Annotated in this window: 16 protein-coding genes; 6 read left to right on the top strand and 10 right to left on the bottom strand. The window is 69.3% G+C overall.

What is annotated here, in order from left to right; all coding sequences use genetic code 11:
- Nucleotides 1–13: 13 nt before the first annotated feature.
- Nucleotides 14–391, top strand: a complete 378-nt coding sequence (locus tag QQJ79_RS04290) for a helix-turn-helix domain-containing protein (RefSeq protein ID WP_284221484.1) — start codon at nt 14–16, stop codon at nt 389–391.
- Nucleotides 392–519: 128 nt separating this feature from the next.
- On the top strand, nt 520–1,305 hold the full coding sequence (gene hisN / locus QQJ79_RS04285) for a histidinol-phosphatase (RefSeq protein WP_284221482.1): 786 nt from the start codon (nt 520–522) through the stop codon (nt 1,303–1,305).
- 47 nt (nt 1,306–1,352) lie between these two features.
- Here the strand turns inward: hisN and QQJ79_RS04280 are convergent, their stop codons facing one another.
- From QQJ79_RS04280 to QQJ79_RS04270, 3 genes are all read right to left on the bottom strand, one after another.
- Complete coding sequence (locus tag QQJ79_RS04280) at nt 1,353–2,408, bottom strand: alpha/beta hydrolase (protein ID WP_284221480.1); 1,056 nt, start codon at nt 2,406–2,408, stop codon at nt 1,353–1,355.
- Entirely contained in the window at nt 2,405–3,316 is a 912-nt protein-coding gene (locus tag QQJ79_RS04275) for a class I SAM-dependent methyltransferase (RefSeq protein WP_284221478.1), read from the bottom strand. Before QQJ79_RS04275 ends, QQJ79_RS04280 begins: the two co-directional genes overlap by 4 nt.
- Nucleotides 3,317–3,423: 107 nt before the next feature.
- Complete coding sequence (locus tag QQJ79_RS04270; RefSeq protein WP_284221476.1) at nt 3,424–4,257, bottom strand: class I SAM-dependent methyltransferase; 834 nt, start codon at nt 4,255–4,257, stop codon at nt 3,424–3,426.
- A gap of 268 nt (nt 4,258–4,525) precedes the next feature.
- Here QQJ79_RS04270 and QQJ79_RS04265 point away from each other — a divergent pair, with 268 nt between their 5' ends.
- A complete protein-coding gene (locus tag QQJ79_RS04265; RefSeq protein WP_284221474.1) occupies nt 4,526–5,002 on the top strand; it encodes an Hsp20 family protein in 477 nt (158 codons plus the stop codon).
- 101 nt (nt 5,003–5,103) lie between these two features.
- Here QQJ79_RS04265 and QQJ79_RS04260 read toward each other — a convergent pair whose 3' ends face one another.
- The 4 genes from QQJ79_RS04260 to gpmA form a co-directional block, all read right to left on the bottom strand.
- Nucleotides 5,104–6,336, bottom strand: coding sequence for a pentapeptide repeat-containing protein (locus tag QQJ79_RS04260; protein ID WP_284221472.1), 1,233 nt, complete (start codon nt 6,334–6,336; stop codon nt 5,104–5,106).
- Entirely contained in the window at nt 6,333–7,607 is a 1,275-nt protein-coding gene (locus tag QQJ79_RS04255; RefSeq protein ID WP_284221470.1) for a pentapeptide repeat-containing protein, read from the bottom strand. The genes QQJ79_RS04260 and QQJ79_RS04255 overlap by 4 nt, the downstream gene beginning before the upstream one ends.
- Before the next feature lie 64 nt (nt 7,608–7,671).
- Entirely contained in the window at nt 7,672–8,310 is a 639-nt protein-coding gene (locus tag QQJ79_RS04250; protein WP_284221468.1) for a bifunctional diaminohydroxyphosphoribosylaminopyrimidine deaminase/5-amino-6-(5-phosphoribosylamino)uracil reductase RibD, read from the bottom strand.
- The gene (gene gpmA, locus QQJ79_RS04245) at nt 8,307–9,029 is read right to left on the bottom strand and encodes a 2,3-diphosphoglycerate-dependent phosphoglycerate mutase (protein ID WP_284221466.1); all 723 of its coding nucleotides are present in this window, start codon (nt 9,027–9,029) and stop codon (nt 8,307–8,309) included. Before gpmA ends, QQJ79_RS04250 begins: the two co-directional genes overlap by 4 nt.
- Nucleotides 9,030–9,195: 166 nt before the next feature.
- On the opposite strand from gpmA, the gene QQJ79_RS04240 reads away from it, so the two are divergent.
- Nucleotides 9,196–10,695, top strand: coding sequence for a phosphomannomutase/phosphoglucomutase (locus QQJ79_RS04240; protein WP_284221464.1), 1,500 nt, complete (start codon nt 9,196–9,198; stop codon nt 10,693–10,695).
- A 19-nt stretch (nt 10,696–10,714) separates the two neighbouring features.
- On the top strand, nt 10,715–12,052 hold the full coding sequence (locus tag QQJ79_RS04235; protein ID WP_284221462.1) for an FAD/NAD(P)-binding protein: 1,338 nt from the start codon (nt 10,715–10,717) through the stop codon (nt 12,050–12,052).
- On the opposite strand, the gene QQJ79_RS04230 is transcribed toward QQJ79_RS04235, so the two are convergent.
- From QQJ79_RS04230 to glmM, 3 genes are read right to left on the bottom strand one after another with little or no spacing between them, the layout of a single operon-like run.
- Nucleotides 12,031–13,113 carry a YeiH family protein gene (locus QQJ79_RS04230; RefSeq protein WP_284221460.1) on the bottom strand — a complete coding sequence of 361 codons (1,083 nt, stop codon included), beginning with the start codon at nt 13,111–13,113 and terminating at the stop codon, nt 12,031–12,033. The genes QQJ79_RS04235 and QQJ79_RS04230 overlap by 22 nt on opposite strands.
- A gap of 20 nt (nt 13,114–13,133) precedes the next feature.
- Nucleotides 13,134–13,685 (bottom strand): hypothetical protein, encoded by a 552-nt coding sequence (locus tag QQJ79_RS04225; protein ID WP_284221459.1) that lies wholly within the window; start codon nt 13,683–13,685, stop codon nt 13,134–13,136.
- A 4-nt stretch (nt 13,686–13,689) separates the two neighbouring features.
- On the bottom strand, nt 13,690–15,039 hold the full coding sequence (glmM, locus tag QQJ79_RS04220; protein ID WP_284221457.1) for a phosphoglucosamine mutase: 1,350 nt from the start codon (nt 15,037–15,039) through the stop codon (nt 13,690–13,692).
- A gap of 166 nt (nt 15,040–15,205) precedes the next feature.
- Here glmM and glmS point away from each other — a divergent pair, with 166 nt between their 5' ends.
- Nucleotides 15,206–17,020 (top strand): glutamine--fructose-6-phosphate transaminase (isomerizing), encoded by a 1,815-nt coding sequence (gene glmS, locus QQJ79_RS04215; RefSeq protein WP_284221455.1) that lies wholly within the window; start codon nt 15,206–15,208, stop codon nt 17,018–17,020.
- Nucleotides 17,021–17,022: the final 2 nt, after the last annotated feature.

Genomic DNA, 17,022 nt, shown 5'->3' with positions numbered 1-17,022 from the left:
GGGAAATGGGGCCATGGCCACCGATATCGACCTTCACCTGGGCCGCCGCCTGCGCCGTCGCCGGCGTCTGCTGGGCCTGACGCAACAGCAGCTGGCCACCCAGGTCGGCATCCGCTTTCAGCAGATCCAGAAATACGAGTGCGGCGCCAATCGCATCTCGGCCGCGCGTCTGTGGCAGTTGTCCGAGGCGCTGGAATCGCCCGTCAGCTACTTTTACGACGGTCTGGAAGAAGCCATCGAGCGCCGGGAGGCGGCCAACCAGGGCGGCGAGATGTTTTCCCGCAAAGAAACCCTCGACCTGATCCAGGCCTATTATCAACTGGGCGAGCGCCCGCGCCGCCGCCTGCTCGACCTCGCCAAGTCGCTGCACGCCGAGGGCGACGCTGCGTGAAGAAGTGGCGAGTGATTAGTGGCTAGTGGCCAGGAAATGGCGTAGCGGCGCCGGCGGTACGAAGCCGGGGCTGGTCCTGCGCGACCCTAGCCACTAGTCACTGGCCACTAACCACTGGCTTGCCTTCCATGACCGAGTACGAACTGTTCGCCATCGACCTGGCCCGCGAGGCCGCCCGCGTCTCCCTGCCGTATTTCCGCGGCGCGTATGAGGAGGCGGACAAGGGCGGCCCCGGCGCCTTCGATCCGGTGACCCAGGCCGACCACGAGGCCGAGGCGGCGATCCGCAGACTGATCGCGGCCCGCTATCCCGACCATGGCGTCATCGGCGAGGAATATGGCGAGGACCGGCCGGACGCCGATCACGTCTGGATTCTCGACCCCATCGACGGCACCCGCGCCTTCATCGCCGGCCTGCCGCTGTGGACCAATCTGATCGCCCTGCGCAGCGAGGGCCGGCCGGCCGTCGGAATCATCGGTCAGCCGTATCTGGATGAAATCTTCCTGGGCGGTCCCTCGGGCGCGCGCCTGCTCAAGGGCGGGACGGAGACGCCTCTGGCCGTGCGGTCCTGCGCTCGCCTGACCGAGGCGCTCATCGCCACCACCGATCCCGACCTGTTCACCGGCGCCGAACTGGGCGCCTGGACCCAGGTGCGGGCCGCCGCGCGCCTCGCCCGTCTCGGCTGCGACGCCTATGCCTACGCCATGCTGGCCGCGGGCCGGATCGACCTGGTGGTCGAGAGCGGGCTCAAGGTCTGGGACTGGTCGGCCCTGGCGCCGGTGATCGAGGCGGCGGGCGGCGCGGTCTCCAACTGGCGCGGCGAGACGCCGGACGGAAGCGGCCAGATTCTGGCCGTGGGCGATGTCGGCATCCGCGAGCAGGCCCTGGTGACGCTGAGGCGCGCGGCGCTGTAAAATTCCGTTGGGTCCCGGCTTTCGCCGGGATGAGCGGAATTCAGGAATCAGGCCGCTTCGTTCGGCTCGGACGCGCTGACCGGCTCGGGCGCCGGGGGAACCGCCACCGGGGACAGGTCCTCGACCGGCGAGACATAGGCCCCCATGGCGTCGAACTCGTCGAGGAAGACCGCGCGCATGTCGTCGGCCTCCATGATGATCTCGTGCTTGGCGCCGGGAATCTCGACGTAGCGGCCCCGGCCAAGGCGTTTGGCGGCCCATTTGTTGGTCTGTTTCCAGACGCGGTCGTCCTCGGCCGCCTGGACGATGGCGACAGGGATGCGCACCGCCTTCAGCGCCTTGGGCTTCAGCGAGCGTTCGCCGGCGTCCAGGGCGAAGGCCAGCCAGCCCCAGGTCGGGCCGCCGACCGCGAGGTGCGGGCAGGCGTACAGCTGCTGCCGCCACTGTTCGTAGCGGCTTTCGTCGGACGTGAGGGCGTCCTTCTCGAAGGTGTGGTCGAACGGATCGTCGGCGTCGTCGAGCACATAGTCCCCGGCCTTGCCGTGGCGCAGGTTCCAGCGAACGGCCAGTTTGACCGACCACATCGACCGCTTGCCGGTCTTGATGCGCAGCATGGGGCTGGACAGGATGGCGCCGGCGAACCGGCTCTCGCCGCCCTCGAGCGTCATGAGGTTCAGCGTCCCGCCCATGGAATGACCGACCATGACCCACGGTTTGGGCGCGCGCGTCTCATAGGCGTCGAGCAGGCGGGCGTAGTCGTCGAGGAATTCCTCGACCGCACGGGCATGGCCCTTCAGCCGATCCGGCAGCAGACGGGCGGAAAGCCCCTGGCCGCGCCAGTCGTGGGCCAGGACGCACCAGCCGCGGGCGAGGAAATTGCCGATGAGCTCATAGTATTTCTCGATCGGCTCTGTGCGGCCGGGGCTGACGACCACGGTCCCCCGCGGCTTTTTCGCAACCAGGGTGGACGGCGTCCAGAAGGCGGCGCGCAGGCGCAGGCCGCCGGCGCCGCGGAACCATTCGCCCACGCCGCCGGGAGGCGCGGACGCGCCCGGGACCCCCATCAGGGGCGCATTGGCGGCATAGGCGGCGGCTCGGTTCACTCTGGCTTCCTGAATCTCAAGGTCATGCGGTCACTCTCGCCGATCTCATCGTATTTCGACCGATCGAAGGCCGGATTCGGCGGCGAACCGCGCGGCGCCGTCAGCCCCATGGGCGGCAGGGTCTCGACGCCGAACGGATGATCCTTGGTATCCCTTTCATTCGCGTTGATTTCCGAGGCGGCGACAAAGGCGAAACCCGCTTCCGCCGCCAACTGCTTCACAAACGCCTCCTGGACGTATCCGTTCGCAGCCGCGGGATCCTGATCCTCTTCCGGGCCCAGGCGATGCTGTTCGATACCCAGCACCCCGCCGGGACGCAGGGCGGCATAGGCGTCGGCGAAGGCCTTTTCGGCGATTCCGGCCGCCATCCACGCATGGATGCTGCGCATGAACAGGACCATGTCCGCCGAGCCCGCCGCCGTCACCGGACCGGAGGTCGGTCCGAAGGCGGAAAGCTCGATTTCGCCGTACAGGCGGCGATCATTGGTGAACCGCTGCTGGAAGGCGGCCATCAACGCCACCTGGGACGGGTCGGCGCCCGGCCCGGTCTGGAAGCCCGCGGCGACGTATTTGCCGGCGCCTTCGGCGAGGTAGGGGGCGAGGATTTCCGTCCACCAGCCGCTGCCCGGCCAGAATTCGACCACCGTCATGCGCGGCTGAAGGCCGAAGAAGCGCAGCGTCTCCATGGGATGCCGGGCGGCGTCGCGAACCTTGTCCTGGGCGCGCCACGGGCCGGCCACGGCCCATTCCAGCGAGCCCTGGGGCGGCCCGTCAGGCGTGGGCGGGGGTTCGGCGGTCTTTTCCTTGCGGCCGCAGGCGGCGAGACCGGTCAGCGTCAAGGCCGCAGCGCCGGACAGTACGCCCCGACGCGACAACGGCAGCCGCCATCCCTGTCTCGAATTAATCATCCAGTTCCCCTGGAGGCCGATCCTGCACGTTTCAGACCAGCCGCCCAACGGCTGGCCTTAACCCTGTTCCCAAGCCCGGTCAAAACGGTTCCCGGCCCGGGCGGACATCATCCCGGCTTGCGAAATCGCAGGGTCATACGGTCGCTTTCGCCAATGGCGTCATACTCGGCGCGTTCAGCCTCCGTCAGGGGCGTGGGCCGGTCGGTGGCGTTGTTGGCGCGTGGGGCGCTGGTGCGGACCGGCGGCAGGGTCCAGACGCCAAAGGGATGGTCGTGATCATCCCTGGGATTGGCGTTCAGCTCGCTGCGGGCCTCGAGCACGAAGCCGGCGGCCTGGGCGGCCCGGATGACATGGCTTTCCGGCATATAGCCGGTCGGGGCGGTGACGTCGGGGTTGAGGCCGTCGACGCTGCGGTGCTGTTCGACGGCCAGCACGCCGCCGGGCTTCAACGCCTTGAAGAAGGCCTCCAGATAGGGGCCGGTCCGCTGCGGATTCGAGCGGTGCCAGTTGTGGAAGGCGCGGGCGACCACGATCATGTCGGCGGTCCCGTCCTCGACGCCCATGCTCTCCAGCGGGCGGCTGACCGCCACATAGGTTCCGCCGGTGGCTTCGGCATAGGGCTGCAGGATGGCGCTCCACCAGCCGCCGCGGCCCGGCTCGATCTCGACAATCGTCGATCCGGGGGTCAGGCCCCAGAAGGTCAGGGTCTCGAACGGGTGGCGATAGACGTCGCGCGCCACATCGGCGGCGGGCCGGGCGGCGGAGCCGATGGCGGCCTGGAGCGCCGTGTCTTCCTGCAGCACCGGCGGCGTCATGGCGGCGCGGCGGACCGTGCGCTGCGCGGGGGATTCATCCAGCGTCGGCATGGCGGGCAGGGTCTGGGCGGCGGCCAGGGCCGGCAGGGCCAGCGCGGTCGTCATGACAAGGGCGAGCAGGCGCATCGATGGTCTCCTGGGCGAATTTCCGGCGAACCCTAAGGCGTCTGGGGCGGGGGGCAAGCCATGACGACCGACCGGCGACAGATTGGCGCGGGGGCGGCGCCCCTTGACGGTTTCACAGCGCTTCCCACATCGGCTTTGAGGCCGCCGATTTCGGGGCCTCCAGACCGGACGGGGCCGATCATCGGGCCGACCGGGCTGAACTCCCACCGCCGTCCCGGGCCAAATCGCTGGGACGGTTCAACCTTGCTGATCCTCAGGAGGATGACCCATGCGTACCTATGATTTCACCCCGCTGTACCGTTCCGCCGTCGGCTTCGACCGTCTGGCGGGCCTGCTGGAAAGCGCCGCGCGCACCAGCCAGGAAAACGGCTGGCCGCCCTACAATATCGAGACAACGGGCGAGAACGCCTACCGCATCGAGATCGCCGTCGCCGGCTTCAAGCCGGATGAGCTGACCCTCGAGGTCAAGGAGAACCTGCTCACCGTCACCGGCCGCAAGACGGCCAATGACGACGCCGGCGCCGGGCGGACCTATCTGCACCGCGGTCTGGCCGAGCGCGACTTCGAGCGCCGGTTCCAGCTGGCCGACTATGTCGTGGTCAAGAGCGCGGACCTGGCCGACGGCCTGCTGTCGATCGAACTGGCCCGCGAACTGCCGGAGGCGCTGAAGCCGCGCCGCATCGAGATCGGCGTTCCGGCCTCGGCCAAGCCGCTGATCGAGGGCAAGAAGTCCAAAGCGGCCTGAGGCCTCACAAGACCCGCCTCAAGAAGCGAGCCTCCGCGAGGCGAGCGTCAGGCGAGCAACCGAGGGGCGGCGTTCGCGTCGCCCCTTTTTCGCGCGCGGGATCAGGCGGCGATGGCGGCCCGCGACGAGAGCGCCATTCGCTGCTCATCGGTCAGTGAGGCGGCGTCGATCCGGGCGCCCGAAACATCGGCGCCGTCCAGCCGGGCCCCTTCGAGATCGGCGCCCTCCAGTCGGGTGAAGCGAAGATTGGCCTCGATCAGCATGACCGGCATCGAGCGGTCCTTGCCGAGCGCCAGGGCCGCCAGATTGGCGCCGCGCAGGTCGGCCTTGTTCAGCAGGACGCCGTTCAGGCGCGCGCCCCTGAGGTCGGCCCCGCGCAGGTCGCAGCCGCGCAGATCCGCCCCTTCCAGCCCCGCGCCCTGAAGGCCGACGCCCCTGAGGTCCATGCCCGCGAGGCAGGCGTGTCGGGCGCTGAGGCCGGGCAGCCGCAAGCCCTTCAGACGGTCGCCCAGCGGACGCAGATCCTCGCCGTCGAACATCGCCGGTTGACCGAATACGCCGCCGCTTTCGGCCCAGGCGTTGGCGTCCAGCGCCCGTTCCGCCAGACCTTCAGCGCGGGCCCGGGCGTCGACGCTCGGACTGCGGAGCACGCCGGTCATGTCTGTGCGCGTGATTTTGGCCCGTTCAAACGCCACCCCGGTCAGGATCGCCCCCGTCAGGCGCGCGCCCTCCAGATTGCAGCCGTCCACCGAGGCGTTTTCCAGCATGGCGCCGGTCAGATTGGCCTCCTTCAGGTTCGCTCCGGTCAGCATGGCGCCGCGCATCGAACAATCGGAGAAGTCCGCCTTGACCGCGTTGAGTCCGTCGAAATGGATCCCGTCGAGGGTGGCGCCGGCGAAGGTCGCGCCGTCGGCGATGCCCTGGCGGGTCTCGTGCCTGACCGCCGCCAATCCCTTGGTCGCGTGGGGCACGGCGATGACGCCCTCGCGGAAGTCGGCCCGGGTGAGGTCGGCGTTCATCAGGCTGGCGCCGCGCAGGCAGGCGCCGCGCAGGTCCGCCCGCACCAGCTGGGCGCCGGTGAAGTCCGAGCCTCGCAGGTCGGCGCAGAACAGCACGGCGCCGTTCATTCGGGCCCCGACGAGTTTGGCGTTTTCCAGCGCGGAGCCGGTGAAGTCGGCCTCGGCCAGGTTGCGTCCCGACAGGTCCAGCCCGTTGAGGTCGACGAATTTCAGCGCCAGCCGGCGCCCCCCGGGGCGGCCCTCGACCAGACGCTCATGCGCCGCCATGAACATATCCAGGTCGCCCTGGGACAGAGACCGGCGAACGAAGGTCATGCAACGGCGTCCATGATCTCGAGGCCTCGCGCCCCGCTGGTGTTGGCGTCGGTCAGGTCGGCCTGGCGCAGACAGGCGCCGAACATCACGGCCCGCGTGAGGTCCGCCCCGGTCATGACCGCGCGATTGAGGTCGGCGCCCGAGAGGTCGGTTCCGCGCAGGCAGGCTCCGGTCAGGTCGGCAGACAGCAGCCGGTCGGCGCCGATCATCAACGGCCCCAGCTGGGCGCCGCGCAGGTCGGCGCCGTTCAGCCGGGCTCTCGTCAGGCGCGCCCCGCGCAGGTCGGCGCCCTTCAGATTGACGGAACGCAGGTCCGCGTCCTCCAGGTGGGCGCCCTGAAGCTGCACCCCCTCCATGTCGAGGCCGTAGAAGACCGCGCCCCGGGCCGACAGAGCCGTCAGATTGTAGCCGTGGATCGAGCGCAGCGCCCGCAGGTCGACGCCGTCAAAGACGGAGGGTCGCCCCTCCAGGCCGCCGGTTTCACACCACTGGGCGTGCTCAGCCAGCATCTCGGCGGCGGGCATCTTGCCGACCGGGCTGCCGGAAGAGCGCTCGTCGGTCAGGGCGCCGGCCATATTGGCCCCGTCCGTCCGCCACATGGCGCTCTTGACGCCGACCAGGACCGCGTCGCGGAGATCCGCGCCGGACAGGTCGGCGCCGGACAGGTCAGCGCCGGACAGGTCGGCGCCGCGGAAGCTGGCCTGTTTCAGGTTGGCCCGGACCATCTTGCAGTCCTTCATGATGGCGTCGGAGAAGTCCGCCGCCACGGCCACGATTCCGGTGAGTTTGGAGCGTTCCAGATTGGCCCCGGCGAGGCAGGCGCCCTGGGCCTCGGTCTCGTTGCGCGACTTGGCCTCGACGATCTTGAAGCCCAGTTTGGCGTCGGCGGCGGCGATCGTGCCCTCGCGCAGGTCGGCCTCGAACAGGTCGGCGCCGGTCAGGTCCGCGCCCCGCAGGCAGGCGCCGCGCAGGTCGGTGCGGCGCAGGCTGGCTTCGACCAGCAGGCAGTCCTGCATGTCGGCGCCGAAGAAGGTGGCGTTGTCGAGCTTGGCGCCCGACAGGTCAGTCCCGATCAGGCTGGCGGCGGCGAAATCCGCGTCGGCCAGGTTGCGGCCCTTGAGCGAGAGACCGGACAGATCGAGCCAGGCGAGGACCGCGCGGGCGCCGCCCGGCTTGGCCTGCCAAAGCCGATCGTGCCGGGCGCAGATGGCGTCCAGCTCGGTCTGGGTGATGCGCCTTCTGGCGGCTGATGGGACGGCGTTCTCCGACATGATCCCGATATGGCACGCCTCCGCTTAAGGAAGCGTTTGTAGGACCGGCCGAATTCGGCGGAACTCAGAGGGTCAGAAGACCTTGCTCGGCCAGGGCGTCGGCCAGTTCGCCGGGACTGACCCAGACGCGGGTGTAGCCGGCCTCGCCCAGGCGCTTCAGCTCGGTGGTCAGGTCGGCCTTGGCCGAGGCGGCGAACCGGGCGTCGAAGCCGGTCCCGTCGGCAGAGATCCGGACCATGGGACGGCCGGTCTCGACCCTGTGAAGATAGCCCTCGTAAAGGACCGCCGCCTCCGCCGAGAGCAGGCCGGTCTCGACCTGCAGCCCGGCCTTGGTCAGGCGATCGACGCCGCGGCCCGAGGCGAAGGGCGAGGGATCGACCGCGGCCACCACGACCCGGCCGATCCCCGCGTCCATCAGGAAATGGGAGCAGGAGGTGCGGCCCGAGGAGCGGGCGCCGCAGGGCTCCATGGTCACATAGGCGGTGGCGCCGCGCGCGCGGTCGCCGGCGGCGGGCACGGCCTGCTCCTCGGCGTGGGGCCGCCCGCCCGGAGCTGTGGCCGCCTCGGAGACGATCTCGCCGTCCCTGACGATCACGCATCCGACCGCCGGATTGGGCCAGGTCTGGCCCATGCGGTCCCGGGCCAGGGCGATGGCCCGGCCCATGAACCTGATATCGTCGGAGACCTGCTGCGGCGTGGTCATGCCCCGGCTCCGAGAGGCGGAAGCTCGGCCGCGCGCGCCGGGTCGAGATACCGCGCGCCGACAGGGTGCAGTCCGGCGTCGAGATCGATCTCCAGCGGATTGCCGGTCGGGATCTCCACCTCGACGATCCGGTCGTCCGGCACGCCGAACAGGTGTTTGACGATAGCGCGCAGGGAGTTGCCGTGGGCGGCGATCAGCACATCCTCGCCGGCTTTCAGGCGCGGGACGATCGCTTCGTCCCAATAGGGCAGGACGCGGTCCAGCGTGGTCTTCAGGCTTTCGGTGTCGGGGATGGCCTGGCCGGCGTAGCGGGGATCGCCGGCGAAATCCCATTCGCCGCCCGGGGCCAGGGGCGGGGGCGGAATGTCATAGCTGCGGCGCCAGATCTTCACCTGGTCCTCGCCGTGGGTCGCCGCCGTCTCGGCCTTGTTGAGGCCGGTCAGGCCGCCGTAGTGGCGCTCGTTCAGCCGCCAGTCGTTGATCACCGGCACATCGCGCAGCCCGGCGGCGTCCAGGGCGAGGGCTCCGGTTCGCGTCGCCCGCTTCAGCACCGAGGTGAACATGACCGAGGGCCGGAAGCCGGCCGCGGCGATCTGTTCGCCGGCGCGCCGCGCCTGGGCCTCGCCCTCGGCGGTCAGGTCGACATCGACCCAGCCGGTGAAGCGGTTGTCCAGGTTCCACTGGCTCTGGCCGTGACGCAGCAGGATCAGACGGGGCATTCGGGTCTCCGGGCGGTTGGTTGGGGGGTAGGACCGGCGGCGGCGCGGGTCAAGACGAGGAGCGGGCGATCCGGCCTCGCAGCCTTGCCGACGGCTGCGCGTTGTTGTCCGCGCGGCGCGCGGCGCCCTATAGCCGAGCTGTAACCCGCTTCTCCCAAGGCTCCCGATGCAAAAGCCCCGCTCCGACCTGCGCCCCAACACGGCCGAATACGAGACCACGCCGCTGGTCAAGGCGACGGGGTTCCGGGAATACGACGCGCGCTGGATCCTGGAGAAGGAGATCAATCTGCTGGGCATCCAGGCCCTGGGTCTGGGCCTGGCCACCTATGTCCACGAAATCCGCCAGACGCCGCGGATCGTCGTCGGCCATGACTTCCGCTCCTATTCGCTGAGCGTGAAACAGGCGCTGATCCTCGGCCTGCTGGAAGGCGGGATGGAGGTGTTGGATATCGGCCTGGCCCTGTCGCCGACGGCCTATTTCGCCCAGTTCGCCCTGGACGCCCCCTGCGTCGCCATGGTCACGGCGAGCCACAATGAGAACGGCTGGACCGGGGTCAAGATGGGCGCCCAGCCGCCCCTGACCTTCGGCCCCGACGAGATCGGGCGGCTGAAGGACATCGTCCTGAACGGCGAAGGGGTCGGCCGCCCCGGCGGCGCCCTGACCCGGGTCGAGGGCTTCCGGGAACGCTATCTGGAAGAGATCACCGCCAAGGTGAAGCTGAGCCGGCCGATCAAGGTCGTGGCCGCCTGCGGCAACGGCACGGCGGGGGCCTTTGCGCCAGAGGCCCTGCGACGGATGGGGGCCGAGGTCATCGAGATGGATACCGACCTCGACTGGACCTTCCCGAAATACAATCCGAACCCGGAAGACCACGCCATGCTGATGCAGATGGCGGCCCGGGTGCGCGAGACGGGGGCCGAACTGGCGCTGGGCTTCGACGGCGACGGCGACCGCTGCGGCGTGGTCGACGACACCGGCGAGGAGATCTACGCCGACAAGATCGGCCTGATGCTGGGCCGCGACCTGTCGGCCCTGCATCCGAACGCCACCTTCGTTGTCGATGTGAAATCGACCGGGCTCTACAAGACCGACGCGGTGCTGAAGTCGAACGGCGCGGACGTCGTCTACTGGAAGACGGGCCACAGCTATATCAAGCGCAAGACCGCAGAACTGGGGGCGCTGGCCGGGTTCGAGAAGTCGGGCCATTTCTTCTTCAACGCCCCGATTGGACGGGGTTATGACGACGGCATCGTCGCCGCCGGCGCCATCCTGGCCATGCTGGATCGCAATCCCGGCAAGACCCTGTCGCAGTTGAAGACCGCCCTGCCCGACGCCTGGACCTCCATGACCATGTCGCCGCACTGCGACGACGAGCTGAAGTATGAGGTGCTGGAGCGGATCGTGGCCGAGTATCAGGCCCTGGCCGACGCGGGCGGCTCGATCCTCGGGCGGAAGATCGTCGAGGCGATCACTGTCAACGGCGTGAGGGTGCACCTCGAAGACGGATCATGGGTGCTGGTCCGCGCCTCATCCAACAAGCCGGAGCTGGTGGTGGTGGTCGAGAGCATGCGCTCGGACGCCGACATGCGCGCACTGTTCCGTGAAGAGGTGAAGCCGCGTCTGGCCAGATACCCCGAGATCGGGGCCTATAATCAGGAGCTCTGAAGCGATCGATGGGGGACGGGTGGTCGAGGACGTGCAGCCGGTCGTGATCGTGGGCGGCGGCTTCTCCGGCGCGATGCTGGCCGCCCGGTTGGCGGAACGCGGCGTCGCCTCCAGCCTGGTCGACCGGACGGGGGCCTTCGGACCGGGACTGGCCTATTCGACGCCGTTCGAGAGGCACCTTCTCAATGTGCGCTCCGACCGGATGAGTGCGGTGGAGGGGAAGCCGGACGATTTCGTCGACTGGCTGAAGGACAACTGCCCGCAGCATGCGGACCCGGACGGGTTCGCGCCGCGCAGGCTGTACGGCGAATATCTGCAGCACCGGCTGAACGCGGCCCGGCTGGCGCATCCCGGGATGATCGAACTCGTCACCGGCGACGTCGCGGCGGTCGAGGACGACGGCGTGCGCCTGGCCGACGGCAGGGTCTTCAGGGCTCGCGCGGTGGTGCTGGCGACCGGCAACCCCGCCCCGAAAACCGTCGGGGCAGGATCGCGCCGCGTCATCACGGACCCCTGGGCCCTGGCGGCGCTGGAACGGATCGGGCCGGAGGATGAGGTGATCATCGTCGGTTCAGGCCTGACGATGGTCGACATGGCCCTTTGGCTCGACGCCAAGGGCCGCAAGGGTCCGATCAAGGTCTTGTCCCGTCGCGGGCTGACGCCCCGGGTCCACGGCGCGGGTCACGACCATCCGCAGCCGCCGACCGGGGCCATGCTGACCGGCCCCCTGTCCAGGCGACTGGCGGAAGCCCGGCGGCTGGCGTCGGACGGCGGATGGCGCGGCGTAATGGAGGGGCTGCGCCCCGTCACAGCGCGCCTCTGGGCCGAGGCGGACGCGAAAACACGCGCGCGCTGGCTAAGGCATCTGCGTCCATGGTGGGATGTTCACCGCCATCGCATTCCCGCCGGAGTCGACGAGACCATGAGCCGGCTGGAGGCCGCCGGCCGTCTCAGCATCACTGCGGGTCGGGTGGAGCGGATCGAGGCCGGGGCCGGCGGCGTGACGCTGCATCTGCGTCCGCGTGCAGGATCAGCCCGGCCCCCGATCACCGGCCAATGGCTTATCGACTGCACCGGTCCCGGCCATGCGGCGCTGGACGATCCCTTGACCGGCGCCCTGATCAGGGCGCGCCGGGCGCGGCTTGATCCCGTGGGCATCGGGCTGGATCTGGACGCGGAAGGCCGGCTCCTGACCGCCGATGGGTCGCCCGACGTCCGCCTGTTCGCCCTCGGTCCTCCCGCTCGCGCCGCCTATTGGGAAACGACCGCCGTGCCGGATATCCGCAAGCGGATCGAGGGGCTGGCGGACCGGCTGGCCCGGGTTCAGACCGGACCTCAGGCCAGCGCCAGCAGGTAGATCAAACCCAGCGCCAGACCCGTCAACGCCAGCAGCGACAGAATCACCACCGAAGCGATGCGGACCCCCGACCGGGCCACCGCCCGTGCGTCGGTGCTGAGCCCGAGGGCCGCCATGGAGAGCACGGTCAGGACGGTGGCGGTCTGCGCCAGCATCGGCAGGATGGCGGCCGGAATCAGGTCCAGCGAGCGTGCGAGCATCATCAGCAGGAAGCCGATGATGAACCACGGGACCAGTTGGTGCGGGGCGACGCCGCGCCTTGGTGACATCGCGACCGCCTCGTTCTCGCGACGGCGAAAGGCTGTGAGGATCGCCAGACCGAGACAGACCGGCCCCAGCATCAGCACCCGCACCAGCTTGATCAACGTCCCGGCCTGGGTCGCCACGGCGCCCACGGGCATGGTCGCGGCCAGGACCTGGGGCACGGCATAGACGGTCAGGCCGGCCAGGACGCCGTAGCGGACGTCGCCGAGTTGCAGCGCCGCTCCCAGCAGGGGCAGCAGCAGGACCACCCCCACGCCCAGCACGGCGGTGAAGGCGATGGCGGCCGAGACGTCCTCGGCGTCGGCGTCGATCACCGGGGCGACCGCGGCGATGGCGGAATTGCCGCAGATGGCGTTGCCGCAGGCGATCAGCACCGCCATCCGGTGCGGCAGACGCAGCAGTCGCCCGATCGCGTAGCTGACGGCCAGCGCCAGCACCACGACCACCGCCGTCCCCGCCAGCAGGCCGGGGCCGATGGCCATGACGGTGGCGGCGCTGACCGAGGCGCCGAGCAGGACCACGGCGATCTCGAGCAGGGTGCGGGCGCTGAACTCGACGCCGGGGCGGAAAGCCGCGGGCGGCGTCCAGACGCTGCGGATCGCCGCGCCGATCAGGATGGCGAGGACGATGGCGTCGATCCAGCCGCGGCCCAGCAGCCGCAGCTCCAGCGCCTGGATGGCGACAGCGGCCAAGGCGACCGCGGCGCAGGCGGCGAGGCCGGGGATCAGGGTCAGGACGCCGGGGCGGCGGGCGGGAATCATCGGGCCAGACTGCGCCGGACGGGCGGCGGGTTCCATCGCTGAGTTTGACGGCGACGTCAGCCCACGATTGGCGGGGCCTCGCGCCAGCATGGCTCAAGATCGACTTGCAGGCTGTCGGCCCACGCCGCGAGCGGCGTGTTCACATTGCCGCTGAAGCTGAGCGAATACCCGGTCGCTCCCCGCCACGCCGGCCAGCGGGTCCAGAGTTCGTAGTTCACGCCGTCCAGCACCATGTTCAGGCCGCCATCTTCACCGACGCCCCAGAGGTCGATGCGGGGTGGCGGCACCGCCTCCATCCGAAGGAGTGCGGGCTCCAGCGCCTCGCAGGTGGAGGACGTCGCCCATTGCGCACCGTCCACGGTTCGACTGGCCTTGCGGATCGCATAGCCGCGCCGTCGGCCCGCGACGCCGTGAGGTTTGTCCCAGAAGCTGTAGACGCTGTAGCTGTCGGCCGGGCGCCCGAAGGCTCCGCTCACGAAGAGCACCGCCACGGGATCGTTGGAAGACAGCCTGGTCTCGCGCGCCGCCCGTCGAAACGCGTCCTCTTCCTGCGCCGCCGCCGGCGTCGCCAGCACCACGGCGCCGGCGAGGGCGATCGGCCAGGACATGCCCCTAACCCGCCGCCTTCACCGCCGCGACCACATCCGCGACGACCGACTTGACCAGTTTGGCGTCGTCGCCCTCGGCCATGACGCGGATCAGCTTTTCGGTCCCCGACGGCCGGACCAGCAACCGCCCCACGCCCGCGAGCCGGGCCTCGGCGTCGGCGATCGCGGCCTTGACCCCCGCGTTCTCCAGCGGCTTGCCCGAGGTGTAGCGGACGTTTTCCAGCTTCTGCGGCACGGTCTCGAACTGTTTGGCCAGGTCGCTCATCGGGCGGCCGCTCTCGACCAGAACCGCCAGCACCTGCAGCGCCGACATCAGGCCATCGCCGGTGGTGGCGTGGTCATGCAGGATGATGTGGCCCGACTGTTCACCGCCGAGGTTGAAGCCGCCCTCGCGCATCCGCTCCATGACGTAGCGGTCGCCGACCTTGGTCCGCTCCAGCGTCAGCCCGGCGGCGTTCAGGGCGCGCTCCAGGCCCAGATTCGACATGACGGTGGCGACCACGCCGCCGCCGACCAGCTGGCCGCGACGCGCCCAGTCCAGGGCGACCATGGCCATGATCTGGTCGCCATCGACGACCTTGCCCTTCTCGTCGCAAATGATCACCCGGTCAGCGTCGCCGTCGAGGGCGATGCCGATGTCGGCGCGGTAGCGTTTGACCGCCTCGGCCAGGGTCTCGGGATGGGTCGAACCGCAGTCGGCGTTGATATTCAGGCCGTTGGGCTCGACGCCCACGGCGCAGACTTCCGCCCCCAGTTCGTACAGCGTGGTCGGCGCGACCCGGTAGCCGGCGCCGTTGGCGCAATCGACGGCGATGCGCAGGCCCTGCAGGCTGAGACCCTTGGGGAAGCTGGCCTTGGCGATCTCGACGTAGCGGGCCTGGGCGTCGTCGATCCGCTTGACCCGGCCGAGGGCGTCGGGCGGCGCCAGATCCGCGTCAAGCGCCTGATCCATCATCGATTCAATCTTCAGCTCGACCGCATCCGACAGCTTGTAGCCGTCCGGGCCGAACAGCTTGATGCCGTTGTCGAGGTAGGAGTTGTGCGAGGCCGAGATCATCACCCCGATGTCAGCCCGCATCGAGCGGGTCATCATCGCCACGCCGGGCGTCGGCAGCGGCCCGAAGGTGCGCACGTCCATACCCGCCGACGAAAAGCCCGCGACCAGCGCCGGCTCGATCATATAGCCTGACAGGCGCGTGTCCTTGCCGATCACCACCAGGTGACGGCGATTGTCGGCCGACATGAACAGACGGCCGGCCGCAAGACCGACGCGCAACGCCACTTCCGGCGTCATCGGCCAGGTGTTGGCGCGACCGCGAATGCCGTCGGTTCCGAAATATCTGCGTTCGCCCAAGACGTACTTCCTTTTGGGGAGCGGGGCCGCAGAAACGTTGCGAAACCGCTTTTCAAGTGTAATTCCCGGACATTCTCGCATACATCGCGCCCGGCGGGACGGTGACTTAGACTGTCCGGGGGACGTGCGCAAAGCACGTGGATTCAGTTTTCAGGGATATTAGTCCATGTGCGGCATCATTGGTGTGACGGGCGTCGGTCCGGCGGTTCCCCGCCTGATCGACAGTCTGAAACGGCTGGAATACCGGGGCTATGACTCGGCCGGCGTCGCGGTGCTTGTGGACGGGCGCATCGAGCGCCGTCGGGCCAAGGGCAAGATCAGGGAACTGGAGGCGGTGTTGCTGGCCGAGCCGCTGGCCGCCACGATCGGCATCGGTCACACCCGCTGGGCCACCCACGGGGCCCCGACCACGGCCAACGCCCATCCGCACAAGGCCGGGCGCGTGGTCCTGGTTCACAACGGCATTATCGAGAATTTCGCCGAACTGAAGGCCGAACTGGCCCTCGAGGGCCGCATCTTCGAAAGCCAGACGGACACCGAAGTGGTGGCCCATCTGCTGGACCGCGCGCTCGAGAGCGCCAATGATCCGCTGGTCGCCTTCAAGGGCGTGCTGGACCGGCTGACCGGCGCCTATGCGCTGGCCGTCCTGATCGAGGGCGAGGACGGACTGATCCTCGGCGCCCGACGGGGCAGCCCGCTGGTGGTCGGCTGGGGCGAGGGAGAGATGTACCTCGGCTCGGACGCCCTGGCCGTCGGACCGTTCACGACCCAGATTTCGTATCTCGAGGAAGGGGACTACGTCGGTATCGACCGGACCGGCGCCCGTATGTTCGACGTCGATGGCCATGCGGTCGAACGAGCGATTGTCCAGGTCTCCGCTTCCTCGGCCATGGTCGAGAAGGGCGAGTACCGGCATTTCATGGAAAAGGAGATCCATGAACAGCCCGACAGCGTCCAGCGCACCCTGTCGCACTACCTCGATTTCGTGAACGGCAAGGCCAAGACCGATTCCGCGGATTTCGCCGCCATCGACCGGTTGCAGATCATCGCCTGCGGCACCGCCTTCTACGCCGGCCAGATCGGCCGCTATGCGTTCGAGAAGCTGGCGAACCTGCCCTGCGACGTCGAGATCGCTTCGGAGTTCCGCTATCGCCAGCCGGCGCTGACGCCGGGGACGCTGGCCGTGGCGGTCAGCCAGTCGGGCGAAACCGCCGACACCCTGGCCAGCCTGTCATGGTGCAAGGCCAAGGGTCTGCGGACCGCCGCCCTGGTCAATGTCCATTCCTCGTCGATGGCGCGCGAGGCCGAGACCCTGTGGCCGACCCATGCCGGGCCCGAGATCGGCGTGGCGTCGACCAAGGCGTTCACCGCCCAGGTCGCGGCCCTGCTGGCGCTGGCCGTGGCGGCGGGCGTGCAACGCGGCGTGATCGACGCCGGGCGCGAGGCCGAGCTGGTCAGGGCCCTGTTCGAGTCGCCGCGCCTGATCGCGGAAGCCATGTCGATGGAGGACGACCTGAAGGCCGTCGCCGCCGATATCTCGAAGGCCACAGACGTGCTGTTCCTCGGCCGTGGGGCCATGTTCCCGCTGGCCATGGAAGGCGCGCTGAAGCTGAAGGAGATCAGCTACATCCACGCCGAGGGCTATGCCGCCGGCGAGCTGAAGCACGGGCCGATCGCCCTGGTCGACGAAAAGACGCCCATTGTCGCGCTCGCCCCGCTGGACGACGTGTTCGAAAAGACCGCTTCCAACCTGCAGGAGGTCGCCGCCCGCGGCGGGCCGGTGATCATGATCGCGCCGAAGTCCGCGCCCGATCCGCATGGCGCCGGCATCCGCCGCGTCGATGCGCCCGAGTGCCACCCGCTGATCGCGCCGCTGGTCTATGCCATCCCGGTGCAGCTGCTGGCCTATTATACAGCGGTCCAGAAGGGCACGGACGTCGATCAGCCGCGCAACCTGGCCAAGTCGGTGACAGTGGAGTGATC

The organism is Brevundimonas denitrificans, from assembly GCF_030160755.1.
Taxonomy (GTDB): Bacteria; Pseudomonadota; Alphaproteobacteria; order Caulobacterales; family Caulobacteraceae; genus Brevundimonas; species Brevundimonas denitrificans.
The sequence above is the reverse complement of the archived record's forward strand: the minus strand, read 5'-3'. Positions and strand labels throughout refer to the sequence as shown.